Here is a 19,786-nt window from a genome sequence, read left to right on the forward strand (position 1 = left end):
GCGTCCATACTCGTTAGAAGAATCTCTCCGGCTCCGGCTCGCTCGGTCGCGCGGAGCGCCCAGTCCACGGCATCCAAGCCCGTCGGCGTACGCCCGCCGTCGACGACCACTTCCCAGCCGCGCTCTCGGCGCCGCGCATCGATCGCCAAGACGATGCACTGGCTCCCAAACTCGGCAGCCGCCGAGGCGAGCACACGGGGGTCGCGCACCGCCGCCGAGTTAAAAGAAACCTTATCGCAGCCCGCACGTAAGAGCGCTCGAACGTCCTCGACCGTGGAGACTCCGCCGCCGACGGTAAACGGAATCGTGAGCATTCTCGCCACCGCGCTCACGATCGAGCGCGTCGCGACGCGCCCTTCGAGCGTCGCCGTGATATCGAGAAAGACCAACTCGTCGGCACCCGAGGCTTCGTACGCGCGCGCCAGCTCGACCGGATCGCCGGCGTCGCGCACGTTCACGAAGTTCACGCCCTTTACCACCCGGCCATCGCGAATGTCCAGGCACGGGACGATCCGCCGCGTTACCACGAGCGCTCGATCGCTCGAAGGCGATCGTACGCATCGCGCAGTCGCGGAGCGTCGATGCGGGTCCGCTCCGCCAATTCGACGAGCGAGCCGAGGATCGGGTCGAGTTCGAGCGGCCGATGCGCCTCCAGGTCTTGCAACATCGACGTCTTCACGTCGCTGAGCCGGGCCGCATAATCGAGCCGCGCCTCGACGTCGACGGCACCCACCACGCCAAGAGCTTGGCCGATCTCGAGCGCTTCCTCCATGATGCCGCGCACTTCGGCCCGGGCGCGCGCGTCGTCCAACATGGCGCGTAACGTCATGCGATGCAGAGCGCTGACCGAGTTGAGTCCGGCGTTGTTCACGAGTTTGAGCCAGGTCGTGGCACGAATATCGGCGTCGATCTCAGGGGCGAGACCCGCGCTGCGCATCGCCGCCGCCAAGCGTTCGACGCGCGGCGCCGCGGCTTGCGTCAGCACGCCCAAGGGATACCGCATTCCGCCGCTCTGGCGAATGACGCCCGGCCGTACGACGTGTCCGGAGACGTGTACGACACCGCCGACGATCTGTTCGTCGGGAAAGAGCGCGGCGATTCGGCCGTCGGGATCGACGCTGCGAAGCGGCGGCTGGCGGACGAACCAGAAGGGAAGGCCGTTCTGCAGGGTCGCGATGGTCACGTCGGAACCCGCGAACGGTGTGAGTTGCGGGATGAACGCGGGCCATTGATGCGCCTTGAACGTCAGCAACAGCGCATCGAGTGGGCCGGCGTCCCGCAGATCGTCGGAAGCGTCGACGCGCACCTGGAGCGTGCCTAGATCGCTTTCGACGCGTAAGCCGTCGCGCTGAACCGCCGCGAGATGGGCGCCGCGCGCGATGACGGAGACCTGAACTCCAGCCTGCGCGAGCGCGGCGGCGATAAAGCCACCGATTGCTCCCGCTCCAACGATGCCTATGCGCATTTCGATAATACTTTCGAGGCGACGGGCAGATTTGAACTGCCGAATGGGGCTTTTGCAGAGCCCTGCCTTACCACTTGGCTACGTCGCCATCACTTGGAGCGGGTAGTGGGAATCGAACCCACGCATCAACCTTGGGAAGGTCGCAGGCTACCATTACATCATACCCGCGTAGTTTGCGACCGCTTCGGTTCGTTATACCCCACCCAGCGTCCTACAACACCACGTATGGCCGCCGCGTTGCGGCGCAGCCAGGAGGCGCCCCCTCCCACGCGAACGGAGCGCTCGTGACTTGGATATACGCGATTCCGAGCTGGCTCTTCGCCCTGCTTGTCATTGGATCCATGTGCGCCGCGAGCGCGGGTGGCCTCATCTTGGTGCACCGTCGCAAACGCGATCAGCAGTTAACGCACAACGACGTTGCGGGACCGATCATCACCACCGTGGGTACGGTACTTGCGGTGATGCTTTCGTTCATGGTCGTAACCGTGTGGCAAGAGTTCGACGTGTCCGCTGCTAACGTCCAGCATGAGGCCAGCGCGGTTTCCGATCTCTACCACCTCGCGCCGGCCCTCCCGGCGCCCGTTAGCACACGATTGCAAACGGCGGTCCGGTCGTACACGCAGATCGTGGTCGATCGCGAGTGGAAACTCATGCAATCCGGGAAGCGAAGCATGCGGGCGCGTGACGTTTCGCTATCGATTTTGGGGATCGTTGCCGGCTACGAGCCCAAGACGCCGACCCAAGTCGCGCTGCAACAAGAGGCTTTTGCACTCATCAAGACCTTTAGCGATGATCGCCGCAGTCGTATTTTTGATAATCAAGAATCGATTCCGGGAATTCTCTGGCTAACGATGATCTTTATCGGCGCGATAACGGTCGGGTCGTCCTATTTTTTCGACGTTCGAAACTTTCAAGCGCATCTCTTGATGACGATCGCCCTCGCGGCCGTCATCGGATCGATTTTCGTTTTGATCGTGGAATTCGATCTTCCGTTCCGTGGGGACATCAGCGTGCCCCCCACCGCGTTCGTACACGCTCTTGGCGACATGGCCCCACCTGGGACTACCCGATAATATTGATCGACCGAGAGACGATGACCGCGATCGTTACAAACGAAATCAGCGCTTCGAGCAGCATCAGCATCTTCGCCCAGCGGCTCAACGGCATCACATCCGTAGGACTGAACGCGAGTGCATTCGTAAACCCCAGATAGAGATAATCTAGGAACAACGGCTTCCACCCCTCGTCGACGCAGGCCAAACGCTTCGCGTCCATCGACATTTGCGGAAACAGGAAGTCGGCACCCAGGACGGCTCCCGCCGAGGCCGCCAGACCGCGCGGTTCGGGGCCGCCGCCGTCCAGTTCCCAAAACCATAGCGAGAAGACGAGGATGTTGGTGAACCACACCTCTGCGCCGGATATCAGCAACTCCGCGCCCGGGATGGCCTTGTGCGCCTGGCCGAATACGAGGCCATGCACCAAAAGAAAGACCGACGCGATATTGAAAAAATTGAGTATTGCGATCAACACGACCGAAGCGATCCGCGTCCAGCGTTTTTCCTGATGCCGGAGCGGAGCTAAGATCGAGAGCGGGATCAGGAGCGCGCCGACGAGCAGCGGGGCGGCCCAAATCGGGCCGAACGTCAAACGCGGCGGCAGAATCAAGTAGAGCGCCGTTGCCGCAACGACCGCCAACGATGCATGCCAGCGCGGCTCTCGGTCCGGCGGGCGTGGGGCAGCTTGCGAATTGCCTGTTTTCACGCCGCGCTACGTTCGGAACCTAATCCCGCTTCCTTGCTGTTCCTAGGACTATGCCTACGGATTTTCGGGACGGAAAGACTTTCCCGCGTCGAGGACGCGAACTCATCGGAGAGGCGCTATGGCTGGCGAGGCTCATCGACAAGGCCAGAGCGTCGCTTGCCGGGACGATCTACGACTACATCTACCCGTGCCCGATGGACCGGGGCGTCATGCAGCGCTGGGGCATCACCCCGGAACAGTTCGAAGCGACGGTACGCCGGCATACGGACGATGCGGAAATCCTCGAGTGGCTTTCGCAGCATGCATCCCCGGAGCGTATTCACGCCGCAAACGAATGGCTTATTGCCGGAAAAGTTGAAAACCTCAATCGCCAAGATGCCGAAGAGGGCATTCTTCCAACGGAGAACGTGTAGTGGGATCGATGATTGAATTTTCCCGCCCGGACGGGAAAACCGCGCCGGGTTATCTGGCCGAGCCGACCGCAGCTAAGGAGCACGCCCCAGGCGTGGTCATGCTTGAGGAATGGTGGGGCGTCAACGACCAGATCAAGGAGACAGCGGATCGTCTCGCCGCCGCGGGCTTTCGCGTTCTGGTTCCCGACCTCTACCGCGGACGCGTCGCAGCGACGGGCGACGAAGCGAATCACCTGATGCAGGGACTCGACTTCGGCGACGCCGCAATGCAGGACGCGCGCGGCGCGGCGATGTTCCTCAAATCGACCGGGTCGGCGAAAGCCGGCGTTACCGGCTTTTGCATGGGCGGCGCGCTCGCGCTCCTGAGTGCGATGCACGTCTCCGATTACGACGCCGCCGTTATTTGGTATGGATTCCCGCCGACGGAGGCCGGCGACCCGGCGAACATCCGTATCCCGATCATGCTGCATTGGGCGATCGACGATGAGTTCTTTCCGCTCGAAGGCGCCGAACGTATCGAAGAACGCCTTGTGGCCGGTAAGGTGCATCATCAGACGCATCGCTACCTCGCGAAGCACGCGTTCTACAACCCGGGCGGGTTGGGAAACCACGATCCGGACGCCGCCGAAACGGCGTGGGAACGTACGGTCGAGTTCTTTAACGAAAACCTACGGTAGCGTTATCGCGTTATCGTTCGAAGAGCGTGCCTGCGTTGAGCGGAGCGGAACGCAAGGCTCCCTGGCTGAGCCCCCATTTTTTGAGCAGAGCGTCGTAGGTGCCGTCGTTGATGAGAGCGAGAAGCGCGCTCGTCACCGACGCACGCTCGGCCGGGTTCTTCTTCGCCACGGCAATCGCGTAGGGCACAACGTCGAACTGCTTGCCGGCGACCTGGTATTTCGTCCCTCCGCCTTGCGTGCGCGCAAGATATGCGACGACCGGATAATCCGTGACGTGAACGTCGGACTTCCCCGCTGCAAAATATGCGAACGCTTGATCGTCGGTCGCAAAGGCCCGGATGTCCAGCGGATGGAGATGGACGGACGCGCAGGCGCGCGACTGGCTTTCTAACGCGATCTCTTGCGAGGTCCCCTTCTGCACGTCAACCCGAAGCCCGCAGAGCGCGCCGAGGTTGAAAACGTGCCGGGGATTCCCGCGCGGCACGAGCATCCCGCTCCCGGCGAGCAAGTAATCGACGAAATCGACGAGTTTTTCACGCTTTCGCGTATCGGACAATGCCGAAATCGCCACATCGAATCGCCCGTCCGTAACGGACGGCAATAAATCGTCGAATCGATGGTTCGCGATCGTCACGGGAACGCCGAGTTTGGAACCGATCGCGCGAACGAGATCGATATCGAACCCCGTCATCGCATGCGATCCCGCCGTGTAAAACTCCAGCGGAGCGTACGAAATATCCGAGCCTGCTCGCAACGGCGTCGCACCCCGTGCGATCGCAAAGCTCGAGCAAATCATGGCTGCCAGGACGAGCATATTCGCGACGCGATGAAGTGTAGCGCGCAATTTCGAGTTCCTCTCACGACGTACGCAGACGACACCCGCGCCCCACCTCTGTATCGGCTCCACGAGCCGACTCTTGAAGCAAGGCTTGGGCCCCGCTCTAAGAGCGAGGCCCACATCGCCGGCCACATGGTGCCAAGGGCCGGAATCGAACCGGCGACACCGCACTTTTCAGGCGCGTGCTCTACCGACTGAGCTACCTTGGCATAGGCGACCGACGTTCATTCTCAGGCGCAGGCCCGGTTACCTTTCCCAGAAAAACTCACCACCATGAACGACATTCGCGTCGGTACGATCTTAGTCGCCGAAGCCTTTCCGGAGGCGCGCCGCCCCGCCTATAAGCTCACGATCGATTTCGGAACCGAGCTCGGCACCAAACGATCGAGCGCGCAGATTACCGAACGTTATACGACCGACCAATTACGCGGCATGCAAGTGCTGGCAGTCATCGATCTCGGCCCAAAGACGATCGCGCGCTTTACGAGCGAAGTCTTGGTGCTCGGCCTCCCCGACGAACGCGGGCACGTCGTCCTCCTGCGCCCGGATTCTCCGGTGAGTAACGGCGCCAAGGGGTATTGACGCCCGCTCAGGGTTGAAAATCCACAGTAAAAAGGTAGGTTCCGGCAACCGGAAGACAACCGCGAATCTGCGGAGCATACTGCGAGGCCCGCGCCGCCGAAAGAGCGGCCCGATCGAGCGGAAAGAGTCCCGCAGAATGGTATACGGTTGCGCCGAGTACCCGGCCGGAAGCATCTAAACGAACGGCTATTTCAGCCGTACTTTCGATGTCGGTAGCCAGATCGCCGGGAATGCTGGGCGAGACGACGTTGATGGCGCGCGCGGCAACGTTCGGTGTGGCGCAGGACGGCGTTGGGGGCGCCGATGGAGCCTCCGTCGCGAGCTGGACCGGCGGCCCGTCTCCGCCCGTTCCGGCCGGCCTCGGCCCCGCGCCGGTCCCGGGCGGACCTGCCGCCGGCGTCCGATGCAAGCCGGCAACGGCGACGACTTTTGGTTTCGCGCGGTGCGCCGGACGCGGCGGAACGTGGCTGAGCACCGTTCGTGCGCGGACGGCAGCCGCCACGGGTTTGGGTGGTTGCGCCGGGCGCGGCGTCGGCGTCGCCGGCGGCCGTAACACGAGGGTGAGTCTTCCGGGTCGCGGCGGCTCTTGCGCGTGCACCTCTGGGACGTCGTGTGCGAGCCACGCAAAGAGAGCGTGCAACGCGAGCGATATGCCCAGAGCCCATAGGAGAATGCGATGTTTTGTGAATTTCACCATGCCGATGCAATGCATTGCATCGCGCCACCGTGACGGCTCGCAGCGCGTCACAAAACACGAACGCATCGCGTTGTCCGCGATGCGTTCGTTACGATGGCGACGCTGGTGGGGCTCGAACCCATGACCTCCGCCGTGACAGGGCGGCGCTCTAACCAACTGAGCTACAGCGCCATCAGACCGAAGCCGACTATTAGCAGTCTCTGCGGCCGGCACCTCCAAGGTGCCAGTGGTGGGCACGGTTGGGATTGAACCAACGACCCCCCGCGTGTGAAGCGGATGCTCTCCCACTGAGCTACGCGCCCGGGACTTGCGCTCGTGCGCGATGGCATCTCGCACGGACAAGACCGTATATTACCTTACCTCTACCCTCTTGTCCAGAGACCGGACTCGCAGAGGCCGCCCTCGAAGCAGCAGCCCATGCTCGAAGGGTTTCCTCTCATAACGTCTTTTACGGTTCCGTTCGCAGACGTGGACATGATGCAGCACGTCAACAACGTCGCATACATTCGCTGGGCGGAAATGATGCGCTCGGAGTACTTCGCTCGTGTCATGAAGACCCCGGTAAACGGCGATCGCGGCATGATCCAAGCCTCGATCAACTTCACTTACGAGCGCCAATTACTGTATCGCGAGCGGATTGCCGTAGGCGTGCGCGTCTCTCGCATCGGCGGCAAATCCTTCGATTTCGAGTACGTGGTGTGGAGCGTGGACGCGCATCATCAGGCCGCGCATGGATTTACGACCGTGGTCGCATTCGATTTCGTAGCGGGGCAGAGCATCGCCGTTCCCGAGAGCTGGCGTGAGAATATTGCCGCCTATCAGGCCGGCCCGCAGGAACAATTCAACTGAGACTTACGCAATAGAAAAGGCCACGATAGCCGTCGCTTTGGCGTCGTTCGTCCAAAAACGGGTGCCGTCGTGGGTGAGAGAAACGGCCGCAAACGGCAGTTGCACGTGCTGCTCCAGGTGATCCTGGCCGCCGGCGACGCGAGCGATTTTGCAACCGCCTTGCTTGCCGTACCAGAGCGAGACGTACAGCATCGCGTCTACCCAGGCGATACCCAAGATCTGGGTATCGGTCTCGATGCACCGCATCGGCTTGCCGGCCGAATCCAGCTCCAAGATGCGCTGATTAAAACGCTGGCTCAGCCACAGACGCGCGCCGTCGAAAGCCAGGAACGATCCCGTGTCGTCGGGACACGCAATCCCTTCGTGCGCCTTGAATCCGTGGCCGGGAATGTATCGGCGAATAAAGCGATGATCGTCTGCTCCTTCGCTACACACGATGCGCAGCTCGTCGCCCACACTCACGGCGCCGACGGGTTTACCCGGCGCATTCGTCTCCTCGAATACGGTGAAGTGCTGGCGGTCGATTCCGTAGAGACGCTGCGTCTCCCACGACCCCATCCACAGATGCGCGCCGTCGCAGGCAAGCGCCTGTGGTGCCGGGGCCGGCGACGGTAAGCGAATCAATTCTTGAAACGTCGAAGTCTGCTGCATCGAAAAGTATTTCGCCGTATCGCTCGATACGCCCGCTCGGCGTTACGCTCGCTCGCCCTCGCGTAACGCGGACGCGGCCCGCGCTAAGCCGCCGCTCAATCGCAGCATTGCGTCGGCGATACGAACGCGCAATCCACGTTGTCGCCCCATACGGGCAAGCCGTGCCCTGCGATAGCATTCGGCTTGCAGATGGAGCCGATCGCGGTGCGCTCGTATCTCGACCTCTAACCAATAGTCCATGATACAAATCCCAAGTTGTTAAAAAAATGCAAAAAATAAAGGCCCCCGCGAAGATCGCGAGGGCCGAAATGGAAACGCGAGTGACTACGTTGCTACGTAGGACCGGTTACCGCTAGGCGCCTAACGACCGAATGGGCTCGCGACGAACGCATCGCCGCGCAATCGCCCCAAACAGGAGCGATGCGATGGGACGAAATGAGATTCTTCATCGTGGCTCCTTTCGTAGAAGCGCAAAAAGTGTTTGACAAAAGTATCATGCGACGCTTGGCTGTGTCAAACGCGAGCTCGCCTTCCCGGAAATGAAAGCGTTTGACGGCCGAGGCGCGCCTTTGCTATACTCCGGGGGTTCCTAGGGCGGTTAGCTCAGTGGGAGAGCACTACATTGACACTGTAGGGGTCAGAAGTTCAATCCTTCTACCGCCCACCATTTTTTAACCGGCGGCGGTGCCATGCGCACCGCCGCCGGTCTCTTTTTACTGGCCGCCGGGCGCCGCGATTTTCGCAAGCATGTCGGGCGTTCCCGGAATGCGCACCAGATGCGGATAGCGCTCGCCGCCATGGTAATTGACGCTATAGGTTCCGAACCAGCCCGTGTTGCTGGCCAGGAACGCGATCGGCGCCGATCCGTGCTGAGCCTGCCCGATCGCGTAAGCAAGCACGGAAGGCGAGAACGCCTGGCCGTCGATCGCGGCGATCTTGACGCCCGGCGCAAACCCGGCTTTCCAGGCCGGCGACCCCTCGCGCACGTCGAAGACGGTTCCGGCCGCGCTCATGCGGAGCCCGAGCGAATACCACGTGTCGATCGACTTTCGCAGCGTCGACTCCGCGGCCGAAAACGCGTTCGGCTTGGAGGTGTAGACCAGCTTCCAGCCCGCCCGCGCGAGTTCGTGCGCCGGTGCGTGAGGAGCGATATCGTACACGTGCGTTTGGAAGAACGCGTGCCAGTCGTACGGCACGACGTCGTTGAGGAGCGATTCCACCTGCGCGCGCGTATACGTGACGGTGATCGGACCGGTGCTCGGCGGACCGGCATACAGGTGCAGAAAATCGTCCAGCGATTTTTTGCCGCCGGTCTTCTGCCGAATGATCGTATCCGCATCCAGCCAAATCAACTCGCCCTCGGTATAAAAGTCCCCGGCCGTGCGTCGAATCGACGCATAGGCGCCGCGGGCCTGATAGAGATAGGGCGCGGCCGTGGTCGTATCGATGAGCGGCTCGGTCGCGCGACCCGGCTCGTTATCCATCGCTGCGTAGATGCTCGCAAAATACTCCGGGTATTGCTTGGGATCGCGGATGCCGGCACGAAATGAAAGCAGATCTCCCAAATATTGATTCATGCCCTCGTAGACCCACAGCAGATCGGTCTGCATCGGGACTTGGAAGTTCGGCGTCGTCAGGTCGTCCGGACGGCGATACTTGCCGTTCCACGAATGAGAAAACTCGTGCGTCAACAGGTCGCCGGCCGCAAGCTGTTCCTGCGGGTTCGTCATAAAATCGTCGGGAGCGCGATCGTCGCTGCTCTGATGGTGCTCGATGCCTTGGAAACCGACGGCATCGCTCAAGGCGAGCAGCGAATGGTAATCGTTCCAATGGACCGCCCCGTACATGGCCAGGGCCTGCGGGGTCATCTGTTTGTATTCGGCCAGTTCTTTCGCGGAAAAATCCAGGTCCTGTGGCCGATCGGCAAACGCATCGAGATACTGCGTGTGTACGCCGTTGGTCCACAGCACGATGTGCTTCGCGTATTGCCCCATGTCGAGCGGAGAATCGATCAGCATCGCCAGCGGCACCGTGGCGAAATCTACCCGGTTACCGGCTTGCTTCGGGCCGGGCAATGCCGTCCCATAACTCCAACCCGCCGGCAAGATCAGGCTCGTGCGAATGAAGACCTCGTGCGAATTCGTATTGGATTGGTAGAGAACGTCGCGGTTCCAATTCACGATGGCCAGCTTTTTGGTGGCCATCGTATCGCCCGGGGCATTCAGCAAGACGTCGTAACTGACGTCGAGCGTCGAAACGCCCGGCGGCACGACTACGTGGAACGCGTACATGTCGACCTTATCGCGACGCCACGTTACCGCATGGCCACCGGCGCTCACGCGCAAAGCGGCCAAATCGTTGAGGGGGCCGGTCGGGCCGTGTTCGCCCGGAATCCACTTGGGGTAGACCAGGGTGAACGGCCCGGGTTTCACCGGAATCGTGAGGTGGCTGTACATCAAACCGCGCGACGCTTCGCGAGCGTCCAGGGTGAGGGTCATCGGATTCGATTGCGTAGCCAGGGACGCGGCGTCCGGGGTGGCATAATCGCCAACCTGTGCCGCAATCGCGGCACTCGAACCAAGGACGACGCAGAGTGCGGCGGCGCAACCTATAAAAAGACGCTTCATATTGCGATATTCTCGCTTGCGATGGTGCTTCTACTGCCGCCCGAATCGCCGGAATGAAGAATTTCTCTTCCGCGAAGCGGTTACCCGGGCTGGATCGCCGGATTACCGCGGTTTACTTTGATGCAACCAAATCGAATTTCCGTCCGGATCCTTCACCACGCTGATGCGGCAAAACGCGAGTTCGTGCGGTTCGGTCACCTCGCTGCCCAGCGAGACCAGGTGCGCGCGATATGCGTCCAAATCGTCCACTTCGAGGGCTAACGACTGCGCGCTGCCGGGCTTACCGACTTGCTCGAAATTGCCGACCCCGAAGGTGGCGCCGTTTACGTCGAATTCCGTCCAGTACTCCGTCTCCAGGCCCGAGAGCGCCAGCCCCAAAACATCTCGATAGAATGCCACCGCTCGTTGTTGATCCGTAACCGGATACATGGTGAACGCCAAAGCCGTGACCGCCATGTTCGAAACCTCCCGTCGTCCAGCGTCGTTAGCAGCGTTTGCAGCACGTCCCGGCGCAAACCCTGCCCCTAAGCGAGCCTTAAGACGTCCTTAAAACCACGCGCTTCATCAGCGCGTGATAGAGCCCGTAGGGAAGCATCGCGCGCAGCGCGAGCAACCCGGCATTGACGGGGTAGCGCAAACGCCCGCCGCGATCGGTTGCCGCCCGAAAGATCGTCGCTGCGACGGCTTGCGGCGACGCGCCCGCCGCGCCGGCTCGATTGAGCTCCGGCATCGCGCGTGCCATCAGCGACTCGTATGGTTCGCTCGTTACCACGTCCATCGAGCGATCGTAAAAATCGGTTTTTATCGCACCGGGCTCAACGATGCGGACGCGGACTCCGAACGGTTCCAATTCGTAGCGGAGCGATTCCGAGAATCCCTCGACCGCAAACTTCGTAGCGTGGTAAACGCTGTACAACGGGAACGTCAGCCGTCCGCCGATCGAACTGATGTTGACGATGGTTCCGCCGCGTTGTTCGCGGAACAGCGGCAATACGGCGCGCGTAACGCGCATGAGTCCCAAAACGTTCGTGTCGAATTCTCTGCGCACTTGCGCGTCGCTTGCCGCTTCGAACGGTCCTACCACCGCATATCCGGCGTTGTTGACGAGCGCGTCGATTCGCCCGAAACGTTCCAAAGTCTGCGCGACGGCGACATCGATGGATGCCGCATCCGTCACGTCGAGCGCGATGCAAGCCACCCGCTCGCCCGCCAACGCCGAGCGCTCGGGGGAACGCATCGTCGCGGCAACGTTCCATCCGCGCTCCGCGAAGTATCGCGCGCTGGCCTCGCCGATACCGCTCGACGCACCGGTAATCAAAACGGTCTTTTTCATAATGTTTCATAATGTTCGCGAACGATTCCAAAGCACCCGGCATGGACCCGAAGCGCGAACGCGAATGCACGCTTCGGTTTCGAATATCGCGTCCACTCGCCGGGGAGGATCCATGCTTCGTAAGCTCATCGCATTGGCCGTACTCTTTGCATGCACTAGTATTCAGGCTCCCGCGGATACGGGCGCCGCGGCGCAGCCGAACGATGCGGCGACCGTAGCGCTCTTGCGCCAACGCGTCAAACACGTGTTCGTCATCTATCAGGAGAACCGATCGTTCGATTCGTATTTCGGCACGTTTCCGGGAGCCGAGAATCTTGCCTCGCCGCTCGCGCAATTGCACGGATTCAAACAGTACGATCCGCTTGGCAATCAGTGGGTCACGCCGTTTCGCATCACCGCTAGCGATACCGCCGACGCCGATCATGCCCGCCCCGCCCTCATCACCAAAGCCGACGGCGGCAATATGGATCTGTTCGTCTCAACCGAGGAATTCGGTTTACTCGCGCGCGGATATTCGCGCGAAGATGCGCAGCGCGTCGGTTTGCTCACCATGAGCCACGAGGATTGCGACACGATCCCGTATCTGTGGATGTACGCGCATAACTTCGCGCTCTACGATCACTTCTTCCAAGGGATGTTCGGCCCCTCAACGCCCGGGAACATCGATTTGATCGCCGCTCAAACGGGGCAGACGCAGTGGGCGCGCGACGCCACCGAAGAGGTCGCGCCGAATTCGCAGGGGCCCGGAGAACCCGTCGTCAACGATTCCGAGCCGCCCTTCGGCCCATATCCCAACGGAGCGCCGAACCCGCGCAAGCGGCAATACGATCAAACGTACGCCACCCTCTTTCTCACGCTCGCCGGCGCGGACGCCAAGGACGCCAAAAGCGACGACGGCGATATCAAACAGGATGTCGTCGCGATCGGCAAACTCGGGCACCCCGCGATACCGTGGGGCTGGTATCAAGAAGGCTTCGGCGCAAAAGAGGGAACGACCGACGATCCTTACGTCGCGCACCACAACGCGCTGCAATACTTCGGATACTTGCGTAAAAATCCGTATTTTTGGCGCGGCGTCCACGACCTCACCGCGCTGTATCCGGCTCTTGCCCATGGGACGCTCGGCAATCGCAGCGTCGTATTCGTCAAGGGCGGATACGACAATCCGTTCGGATTGAAGCCGGCCGATAAGAGCCCCTACGTACAAGAGCATTTTCGCGGCGACGACGATCACCCCGGATACTCCGACTCGCAAATATCCGAAGCTATGGTGGCGAAAACCGTGAACGCCATCGCGCGCAGCAAATACTGGCACGACTCGGTGATCTTTATCTTCTGGGACGATTCGGAGGGCTTTTACGATCACGTGCCGCCGCCGCAGTTCGAACGCTGCCCCGACGGACACCCGTGCGGCGACGGCCCGCGCGTGCCCGCGATTATCATCTCGCCGTATGCGAAAGATGGATCGGTCGTCAGCGAAGTCTCCGACCACGCATCGTTCGCGAAGTTCCTCGGGCGCCTCTTTAACCTCCCCGCGCTCGCGTCGCTCCCCGACGAGGCACCCTACATGCCGCTCGGACCACGCGACACCAACCCGCTCTTGAGCGATCTCGTGGGCGGGTTCGATCCCGAACGTTTGAGCGGAACCAGGGCGCCGATCCCCGCCTCCGCGGCCATCATCCCGGATGCGATCGTCGACTCGATTCCACCCAAGATGTCGTGTGCGAGTTTGGGCATCACGCCGGTAAGCATTCCCGGCGGAGCGATACCGGCAGGTTTCGCGCCCCTCACGCTCGAGCACTAGGCGCGGCTGGCCGCCCCGACGAACAGGACGGCCGATATGTCGATCGCAGACCATTCCCACGCAACGTCGCTGCCGGAGCTGAGGCACACGGCAGCGCACGTGCTGGCTTACGCCGTCCAGGATATCTTTCCCGATGCAAAGCCGACCATCGGCCCATCCATCGAGAACGGCTTCTACTACGACTTCGATCGGAGTACGCCGTTTACGCCTGAAGATCTCGCGCGCATCGAACAGCGCATGCTCGAAATTATCGCAGCAAATTACGAGATGACCGGCCAACGCGTAACGCGCGCGGAAGCAATCGACCGCTTTGCCGACAACCCTTATAAGGTCGAACTCGCGAGCGATATCCCGGAAGGCGAACCGATTACGCTGTACACGATCGGCGCGTTCACCGACCTCTGTCGCGGCGGCCACGCCCACACGACCGGCGAAATCGCCGCCGTCAAACTCATGAGCGTTGCCGGCGCCTACTGGCGCGGCGACGAGCACAACCCGATGCTCCAGCGCATCTACGGCACGGCGTGGAACAGCCGGGCCGAACTCGACGCCTATCTCCAGCAGATCGAAGAAGCGCACAAACGCGACCACCGCAAGCTCGGCGTCGAGCTCGATCTCTTTTCCATCGAAGAAGACGCCGGTGGCGGACTGGTCTTTTGGCATCCCAAGGGAGCGATCGTCCGCGGCATCATCGAGCAATTCATTCGCGAGGGTCTGCGCGAGCGCGGCTACCAACCCGTCGTAACGCCGCACATCGTCAGCGAAAAGCTCTACGAGATCTCGGGACATCTCGAAAACTACGAACAGAATATGTTCGGCGTGCTTGAAGTCGAAGAGCAACGCTTCCGTCTCAAGCCGATGAACTGTCCGGGCCACATCCTGATTTACCGCAGCCATCCGCGCAGCTATCGCGATCTTCCGGTACGCTTCAGCGAGTTCGGTACCGTGTATCGTTACGAGCGCTCCGGCGTGCTGCACGGGCTTACCCGCGTGCGCGGTTTTACCCAAGACGATGCGCATCTCTTTTGCACGCCCGATCAGTTACAGGGCGAATTCGAACAGACGCTCGACGAAGCGTTGCGTCTCATGCATGCCTTCGGATTTACGGATTTCGAGTATTTTCTTTCGACGCGCGAAGAGCGCTTGCGCGCGGACACCGATGCGATCGCCGAAGGCGCCATTCGGCGGGCTCTCGAGAGCCGGCAACTCGCATACGGCATCGACGAAGGCGGCGGCGCATTCTACGGCCCGAAACTCGATATCAACGTACGCGACGCGATCGGCCGCAAATGGCAACTCGGTACCGTGCAAGTCGATTTCGTGCTCCCGCAGCGCTTCGATTTAAAGTATCGCACCAGCGAAGGCACCGATCGGCCGCCGGTGATGATTCATCGCGCGCTCGCAGGTTCGATGGAGCGTTTTTTCGGCATCGTCGTCGAACATTTCGGGGGCGCGTTTCCGGCTTGGCTGGCGCCGGTGCAAGCGGTCCTCGCACCGATTAGCGAACATCAGACGTCGTACGCGCATGACGTCGCCAAACAACTTCGCAGCCACGGCTTCCGCATCGAGGTCGACGAAAGCAACGAAAAGCTCGGTTACAAAATCCGGCATTGGAAAACCCAAAAAGTGCCGTACATCCTCGTCGTCGGCAAGCAAGAAGCCGCCGACGGCAGCGTGAACGTCAACGAACGCGGTGCCGGCCCCGCCGACAAACGCACCATTTCCGTGGCGGCTTTCGCAGACGAACTGCGCGCCAAGATCGAGGCAAAAGCGTGATCGCTCGACGTTCGCTCATCGCCGCGGGCATCGCGCTCGCGCTCACCGCATGCCAAGGCGGCTTCGGCGGCACCAGTTCGCCGGGAGTCAATCCGCCGGTCAACCCTCCGCCCGCCGGCGCACTCGGTCCGGCTACCGTTGCGCCGCTGCCGTCTCCCAGCGGCTCGCCCGGAATTCCACCGGGCTCCACCGCAAGCTATGCTTTCACGAGCGCCGCGCAGGGCTTTCAATGCCCGCAGGTCGACGGCTTCACGTGCTTCATCCGCCTGAACATGCCGCAACCCTCGCCGTCGCCATCACCGAGCTCCGGCGCCTCAGCCGCGCGCTCCAGCGCCACGCCGAGCCCCACGCCTTCGCCGACACCGACGCCGACGCCGACGCCGAGCCCGTCCCCGGCACCAAGCGGCTCCGGACTCCCGTCCGCCGCTCCGTCTGCGGTACCGGACGCCGGTCCGCAGATAACCCTGGCGCTGGAGGCTCTGCCGAAAAACGCCCCGGCGATGGTCAACCCCGATCCCAAAGCCGTCGCAACCGACGCGTTGCTCGCGGTGCGTCTGCACGCGAATGCCGACGTCGCGCTCCACGGACGAGCTTCCGCCGACTTCACCCTCCCGAAGGAGCAAATCGGCGGGCGGGGCTTCGCCATCCAGCTTTTTCATGAGTCGACCAATCGCCACAAGAAAGTGACGGAGACGTATTTAGGCTCGTATGCGAAGTCGACGCTGAAGGGGACGACGCTGCACTTCGATCTCGCTCTCCCGCAGATCACCGTTAAGAAGAACGAAGTCTGGCTGTTCGTGCTATACGGTGACGAGCGTCCCTCCGCTACGGGCGCAGCAAGCCCGTCGCCCGGCGCTTCATCCGCCGGAAGCCCCGCGCCATCGGGGAGCCCACAGCCTACGCCGTCAACCGCGCCGGACGCATCGCCGGCTCCGTCCTCTACATAAACGAAAGAGCGACGTCATAGGACTCTTTGCGAAGCGCGAGACATCCGCGGCGCTGATCACCATTACGGTCATGCTCGGAATGATCATGGCGATCATCGACGCTACGATCGTGAACGTTGCGCTAGATAACATCTCGGGCACGCTCGGCGCTTCGGTTGACGATGCCGCGTGGATCGTCACCGGCTACATCCTCGCCAGCGTTATCACCATGCCGCTCAACGGTTGGCTCACCGCGTATTTCGGCCGCAAGACATTCTATGCGGCCTCGATTGCGGTATTCACCATATCCTCGTTCCTGTGCGGAACCGCGACCAGCATTTGGCAACTCGTCTTCTACCGCGTGCTGCAAGGTTTCGGCGGCGGCACGCTGCAGCCGACCGCGCAGGCGATCCTCTTCGAAACGTTTCCACCCGCGAAGCGCGGAAACGCGATGGCGATCTTCGGTTTGGGCGCGATGGTCGGGCCGGCCCTGGGCCCATTGCTCGGCGGTTGGATCGTCGATAACGCTACGTGGCCGTTGATCTTCTTCATCAACATTCCGATCGGCATCACCGCGTTTCTGATGACGATGGCCTTTATCCCGAGCCCGCATTACATCGCGCGCCCCAAGGGCGGCATCGACTGGTTCGGCTTGGGCCTGATGACCGCGGGCTTGGCATCCTTGCAGTACGTGCTCGAACGCGGCCAGCACGACGATTGGTGGAGCTCTTCGACGATCACCCTGCTGGCGGTCGTTTCCGCGGTGACCTTGAGCGCGTTTATATTCAAGACGCTACGCGACGAGCATCCGCTGGTCGACCTGCGTGCATTTCGCTTCAAAAACTTTACGCTGGGCAACGTGCTGACGGTGATTCTCGGATTCGGGCTCTTCGGAACGAGCCTCATCATGCCGCTATTCTTTCAAGCCTCGTTGGGCATGACCGCATACGATACCGGCGTCGTGCTGCTGCCCGGAGCGATCGCAACCGCGATCTCGATGCTGGTCGTCGGACGGCTCTACAACCGGGTGGACTCACGCATCCTCATCACCTTCGGGACGCTGATGTTCGCGCTATCGTGCTGGATGCTCGGTGGGCTCAACCAGTACTCCGGCTACTGGGACGTGTACTGGCCGCGCGTCATCCAAGGTTTTGGGCTCGGGTTCATTTTCGTTCCGCTGACGACCCTGATGCTCGCGTCGATCCCCAAACCCGAACTCTCGAGCGCGACCGGCGTTTCGTTGTTGCTGCGACAGGTGGGCGGAAGCTTCGGGATCGCCATCCTCACCACGCTGCTGGCCCGCCAAACGGCGGTTGCGTGGAGCGCGCTGGCCGGCGGCGTTACGCAGACGCATGGGCAAAGCGTCGGGACGCTCACGGAGCTCGTCGCCCAATCGTCGGTCGTGATCGCCTACGATTATCTCTTCCGCCTCTGCGCGATCATCTTCGTCATCAGCATCCCACTGATTTTCTTCATGTCGCCGCCACGCTCGAGCTCGAGCGAAGGCATGCCGGCGGTGGCGCTCGACTGAGTCCGCCGCCGGCCCGCCAAGGCAACGGCGAGCGGAACACGGCGCGCTTGCCTCGTAATCATCCCCCATGCTCCTGCTCGGTATCGAGACCTCGTGCGACGACACCGCGACCGCGCTCGTTCGCGATGGTCGCGACGTGCTAGCGAGCGTCTCGACCAACCAGGATGCCTTCCATGCCAAGTACGGCGGTATCGTCCCCGAAATCGCCAGCCGACAACACGTTGCGTTGCTCTCCGCTGCGGTCGAAGACGCCCTCGACCGCGCGCAGATGCCGATGCATGCGCTCGACGGCATCGCCGTTACCTACGGCCCCGGCCTTATCGGCAGCCTCGTTGTCGGTGTCGCGTCGGCGAAAGCGCTCGCCTTCGCGCTCGAGAAACCGCTCTTCGCCGTCAATCATCTCCACGGACACATCTTCGCGGCCTTTCTCGATCGCCCGGAGACACCACCGTATCCGTTTCTCGCCCTCCTGGTCTCCGGCGGACACTCGCAATTGGTCGAGGTGCACTCTGCCACGAACATGCACGTCATCGGCCGCACTCGCGACGACGCTGCAGGCGAAGCCTACGACAAGACGGCGCGGTTACTTGGGCTCGGCTACCCCGGGGGCCCCGCCATCGATCGGCTCGCGCAACGCGGCAACCCGAGCGCTTTCGCCTTCCCGCGTCACCGTCCCGATAAAGGCACGCTCGATCTCTCGTTCTCAGGCCTGAAAACATCGGTCCGTTACTTTTTGGAATCGCAAGCGGGGCGCGACGCGCAAGCCGCCAACCCACAGGCATTCGCGAGCGACGTCGCCGCATCGTTCCAAGCCGCGGTCGTCGACGTGTTGCTCGCGCGCGTCAACGCCGCATTCGAACGCAGGGACTACCGCGCGATCGTCCTCTCCGGCGGCGTCGCCTCCAATTCCGCGCTACAAGCCGCAATTCGCACGTGGAGCGAACGTCGAGGCGTGCAAGCGTTCATTCCGCCCGCGCGCTACTGCACCGATAATGCCGCCATGATCGCCGCCGCCGCATTCTATCAGCGCGCTATCGCCCTTGCCGACCCGCTGACCCTGGGTGCCGATCCCAACCTCCCGTTCGAACTCGCGCAGCCGGCCGAATCGATACCGTGAATCCAACCGAACGCTTTACCGAACGCGCGGGCGACTATGCCGCGGCTCGTCCATCCTATCCGGACGCGGCGATCGACGCGCTGTTTGAGGGCATCGCCGAGCCGTCCCAATGCACCGTCGTCGATCTCGGCGCCGGCACCGGTATTTCGTCTCGCTTGCTTGCGGCGCGCGGAGCGCAGGTGATCGCGATAGAACCCAACGCCGCCATGGCGACGCAAGGCGCATGTGCCGCAAATCTTCGCCTGCACGCCGCCACCGCCGAACGCACCGGCCTCGCGGGCGCCAGCGCAGACCTAGTCACCGCATTCCAAGCCTTTCATTGGTTCGATCGCAGCGCCTCGATCGCCGAGATGCTCCGCCTGCTGCGCCCCGGCGGCCGCGCCGCAATCGTATACAACGAACGCGACGAACGCGATCCGTTCACCGCTGCCTACGGCGCAATCGTGCGCCGGTATGCAACCGAAGAGACCGAACGGCTCCGCGCGAACGCCCGCGGCGCATTCGAGCGAGACCGCGCATGGGGTTCGATCCGCATCACCGACGCGGAACACGCGCACCGCCTCGACCGCGCGGGTTTGCACGCCCGTGCGCGCAGCACGTCGTATCTCCCCCACGAAAATGCTAGCGCGCGGGCGTTACACGCCGACCTCGATACGCTGTTCGATCGCTATGCGAACGGCGCCGTAGTATTCATGCGCATGCTTGCGACCGTCAGCATCGCTACGCCGCCTTCCTAAGA

General features: G+C 62.1%; 21 protein-coding genes and 6 tRNA genes. 12 read left to right on the forward strand and 15 right to left on the reverse strand.

Translation table 11 applies throughout. The features are described from left to right. From VMW12_09590 to VMW12_09605, 4 genes are all read right to left on the reverse strand, one after another. The coding region (locus VMW12_09590) for a HisA/HisF-related TIM barrel protein (GenBank protein ID HUZ49970.1) at positions 1–527 on the reverse strand (527 nt) is incomplete at its 3' end. Next, positions 521–1,465, reverse strand: a complete 945-nt coding sequence (locus VMW12_09595; GenBank protein ID HUZ49971.1) for a 2-dehydropantoate 2-reductase — start codon at positions 1,463–1,465, stop codon at positions 521–523. The genes VMW12_09590 and VMW12_09595, both read right to left, overlap by 7 nt. 16 nt (positions 1,466–1,481) lie before the next feature. Beyond that, positions 1,482–1,553 (reverse strand) — tRNA-Cys (locus tag VMW12_09600). 6 nt (positions 1,554–1,559) lie between these two features. Then, positions 1,560–1,633 (reverse strand) — tRNA-Gly (locus VMW12_09605). 116 nt (positions 1,634–1,749) lie between these two features. Between VMW12_09605 and VMW12_09610 the strand changes: the two genes are divergently transcribed. Then, entirely contained in the window at positions 1,750–2,538 is a 789-nt protein-coding gene (locus VMW12_09610) for a hypothetical protein (GenBank protein HUZ49972.1), read from the forward strand. On the opposite strand, the gene VMW12_09615 is transcribed toward VMW12_09610, so the two are convergent. Further along, complete coding sequence (locus VMW12_09615) at positions 2,528–3,226, reverse strand: hypothetical protein (GenBank protein ID HUZ49973.1); 699 nt, start codon at positions 3,224–3,226, stop codon at positions 2,528–2,530. The genes VMW12_09610 and VMW12_09615 overlap by 11 nt on opposite strands. Before the next feature lie 50 nt (positions 3,227–3,276). On the opposite strand from VMW12_09615, the gene VMW12_09620 reads away from it, so the two are divergent. Both VMW12_09620 and VMW12_09625 read left to right on the forward strand, forming a co-directional pair. Then, positions 3,277–3,639 carry a DUF5069 domain-containing protein gene (locus VMW12_09620; GenBank protein HUZ49974.1) on the forward strand — a complete coding sequence of 121 codons (363 nt, stop codon included), beginning with the start codon at positions 3,277–3,279 and terminating at the stop codon, positions 3,637–3,639. A gap of 8 nt (positions 3,640–3,647) precedes the next feature. Next, positions 3,648–4,316, forward strand: a complete 669-nt coding sequence (locus tag VMW12_09625; protein ID HUZ49975.1) for a dienelactone hydrolase family protein — start codon at positions 3,648–3,650, stop codon at positions 4,314–4,316. 10 nt (positions 4,317–4,326) lie between these two features. On the opposite strand, the gene VMW12_09630 is transcribed toward VMW12_09625, so the two are convergent. After that, complete coding sequence (locus VMW12_09630; GenBank protein HUZ49976.1) at positions 4,327–5,160, reverse strand: ABC transporter substrate-binding protein; 834 nt, start codon at positions 5,158–5,160, stop codon at positions 4,327–4,329. Between the two features lie 127 nt (positions 5,161–5,287). After that, positions 5,288–5,363: transfer RNA gene (locus VMW12_09635), tRNA-Phe, on the reverse strand. Positions 5,364–5,427: 64 nt separating this feature from the next. Here VMW12_09635 and VMW12_09640 point away from each other — a divergent pair. Then, positions 5,428–5,736 (forward strand): tRNA-binding protein, encoded by a 309-nt coding sequence (locus tag VMW12_09640; protein ID HUZ49977.1) that lies wholly within the window; start codon positions 5,428–5,430, stop codon positions 5,734–5,736. A gap of 7 nt (positions 5,737–5,743) precedes the next feature. Here the strand turns inward: VMW12_09640 and VMW12_09645 are convergent, their stop codons facing one another. From VMW12_09645 to VMW12_09655, 3 genes are all read right to left on the reverse strand, one after another. Continuing rightward, on the reverse strand, positions 5,744–6,499 hold the full coding sequence (locus VMW12_09645; GenBank protein HUZ49978.1) for a TonB family protein: 756 nt from the start codon (positions 6,497–6,499) through the stop codon (positions 5,744–5,746). A gap of 28 nt (positions 6,500–6,527) precedes the next feature. Further along, positions 6,528–6,604, reverse strand: a tRNA-Asp gene (locus VMW12_09650). A 56-nt stretch (positions 6,605–6,660) separates the two neighbouring features. After that, positions 6,661–6,735 (reverse strand) — tRNA-Val (locus VMW12_09655). 115 nt (positions 6,736–6,850) lie between these two features. On the opposite strand from VMW12_09655, the gene VMW12_09660 reads away from it, so the two are divergent. Beyond that, positions 6,851–7,282 carry a thioesterase family protein gene (locus tag VMW12_09660; GenBank protein HUZ49979.1) on the forward strand — a complete coding sequence of 144 codons (432 nt, stop codon included), beginning with the start codon at positions 6,851–6,853 and terminating at the stop codon, positions 7,280–7,282. A 3-nt stretch (positions 7,283–7,285) separates the two neighbouring features. On the opposite strand, the gene VMW12_09665 is transcribed toward VMW12_09660, so the two are convergent. After that, complete coding sequence (locus tag VMW12_09665; protein HUZ49980.1) at positions 7,286–7,933, reverse strand: hypothetical protein; 648 nt, start codon at positions 7,931–7,933, stop codon at positions 7,286–7,288. 42 nt (positions 7,934–7,975) lie between these two features. Further along, on the reverse strand, positions 7,976–8,173 hold the full coding sequence (locus VMW12_09670; GenBank protein ID HUZ49981.1) for a hypothetical protein: 198 nt from the start codon (positions 8,171–8,173) through the stop codon (positions 7,976–7,978). A gap of 352 nt (positions 8,174–8,525) precedes the next feature. Between VMW12_09670 and VMW12_09675 the strand changes: the two genes are divergently transcribed. Continuing rightward, positions 8,526–8,600: transfer RNA gene (locus VMW12_09675), tRNA-Val, on the forward strand. Between the two features lie 46 nt (positions 8,601–8,646). On the opposite strand, the gene VMW12_09680 is transcribed toward VMW12_09675, so the two are convergent. The 3 genes from VMW12_09680 to VMW12_09690 all read right to left on the reverse strand — a co-directional run bounded on the left by VMW12_09680 (position 8,647) and on the right by VMW12_09690 (position 11,893). Then, positions 8,647–10,560 (reverse strand): M61 family peptidase, encoded by a 1,914-nt coding sequence (locus VMW12_09680; protein HUZ49982.1) that lies wholly within the window; start codon positions 10,558–10,560, stop codon positions 8,647–8,649. A gap of 102 nt (positions 10,561–10,662) precedes the next feature. Next, a complete protein-coding gene (locus VMW12_09685; GenBank protein HUZ49983.1) occupies positions 10,663–11,016 on the reverse strand; it encodes a VOC family protein in 354 nt (117 codons plus the stop codon). Positions 11,017–11,095: 79 nt separating this feature from the next. Next, positions 11,096–11,893, reverse strand: coding sequence for an SDR family oxidoreductase (locus VMW12_09690; GenBank protein ID HUZ49984.1), 798 nt, complete (start codon positions 11,891–11,893; stop codon positions 11,096–11,098). Between the two features lie 112 nt (positions 11,894–12,005). On the opposite strand from VMW12_09690, the gene VMW12_09695 reads away from it, so the two are divergent. The 6 genes from VMW12_09695 to VMW12_09720 all read left to right on the forward strand — a co-directional run bounded on the left by VMW12_09695 (position 12,006) and on the right by VMW12_09720 (position 19,784). Continuing rightward, positions 12,006–13,697, forward strand: coding sequence for an alkaline phosphatase family protein (locus tag VMW12_09695; protein ID HUZ49985.1), 1,692 nt, complete (start codon positions 12,006–12,008; stop codon positions 13,695–13,697). Between the two features lie 36 nt (positions 13,698–13,733). Continuing rightward, positions 13,734–15,473, forward strand: coding sequence for a threonine--tRNA ligase (gene thrS, locus VMW12_09700; protein HUZ49986.1), 1,740 nt, complete (start codon positions 13,734–13,736; stop codon positions 15,471–15,473). Further along, complete coding sequence (locus VMW12_09705; protein HUZ49987.1) at positions 15,470–16,420, forward strand: hypothetical protein; 951 nt, start codon at positions 15,470–15,472, stop codon at positions 16,418–16,420. The genes thrS and VMW12_09705 overlap by 4 nt, the downstream gene beginning before the upstream one ends. A gap of 61 nt (positions 16,421–16,481) precedes the next feature. Continuing rightward, positions 16,482–17,930: a DHA2 family efflux MFS transporter permease subunit gene (locus VMW12_09710; GenBank protein HUZ49988.1), complete on the forward strand. Its 1,449-nt coding sequence runs from the start codon at positions 16,482–16,484 to the stop codon at positions 17,928–17,930. Positions 17,931–17,997: 67 nt separating this feature from the next. Continuing rightward, positions 17,998–19,047: a tRNA (adenosine(37)-N6)-threonylcarbamoyltransferase complex transferase subunit TsaD gene (gene tsaD, locus VMW12_09715; protein HUZ49989.1), complete on the forward strand. Its 1,050-nt coding sequence runs from the start codon at positions 17,998–18,000 to the stop codon at positions 19,045–19,047. Further along, complete coding sequence (locus VMW12_09720) at positions 19,044–19,784, forward strand: class I SAM-dependent methyltransferase (protein HUZ49990.1); 741 nt, start codon at positions 19,044–19,046, stop codon at positions 19,782–19,784. The genes tsaD and VMW12_09720 overlap by 4 nt, the downstream gene beginning before the upstream one ends. Positions 19,785–19,786: the final 2 nt, after the last annotated feature.

It is taken from the genome of Candidatus Dormiibacterota bacterium (genome assembly GCA_035532835.1).
Classification (GTDB): domain Bacteria; phylum Vulcanimicrobiota; class Vulcanimicrobiia; order Vulcanimicrobiales; family Vulcanimicrobiaceae; genus DAHUXY01.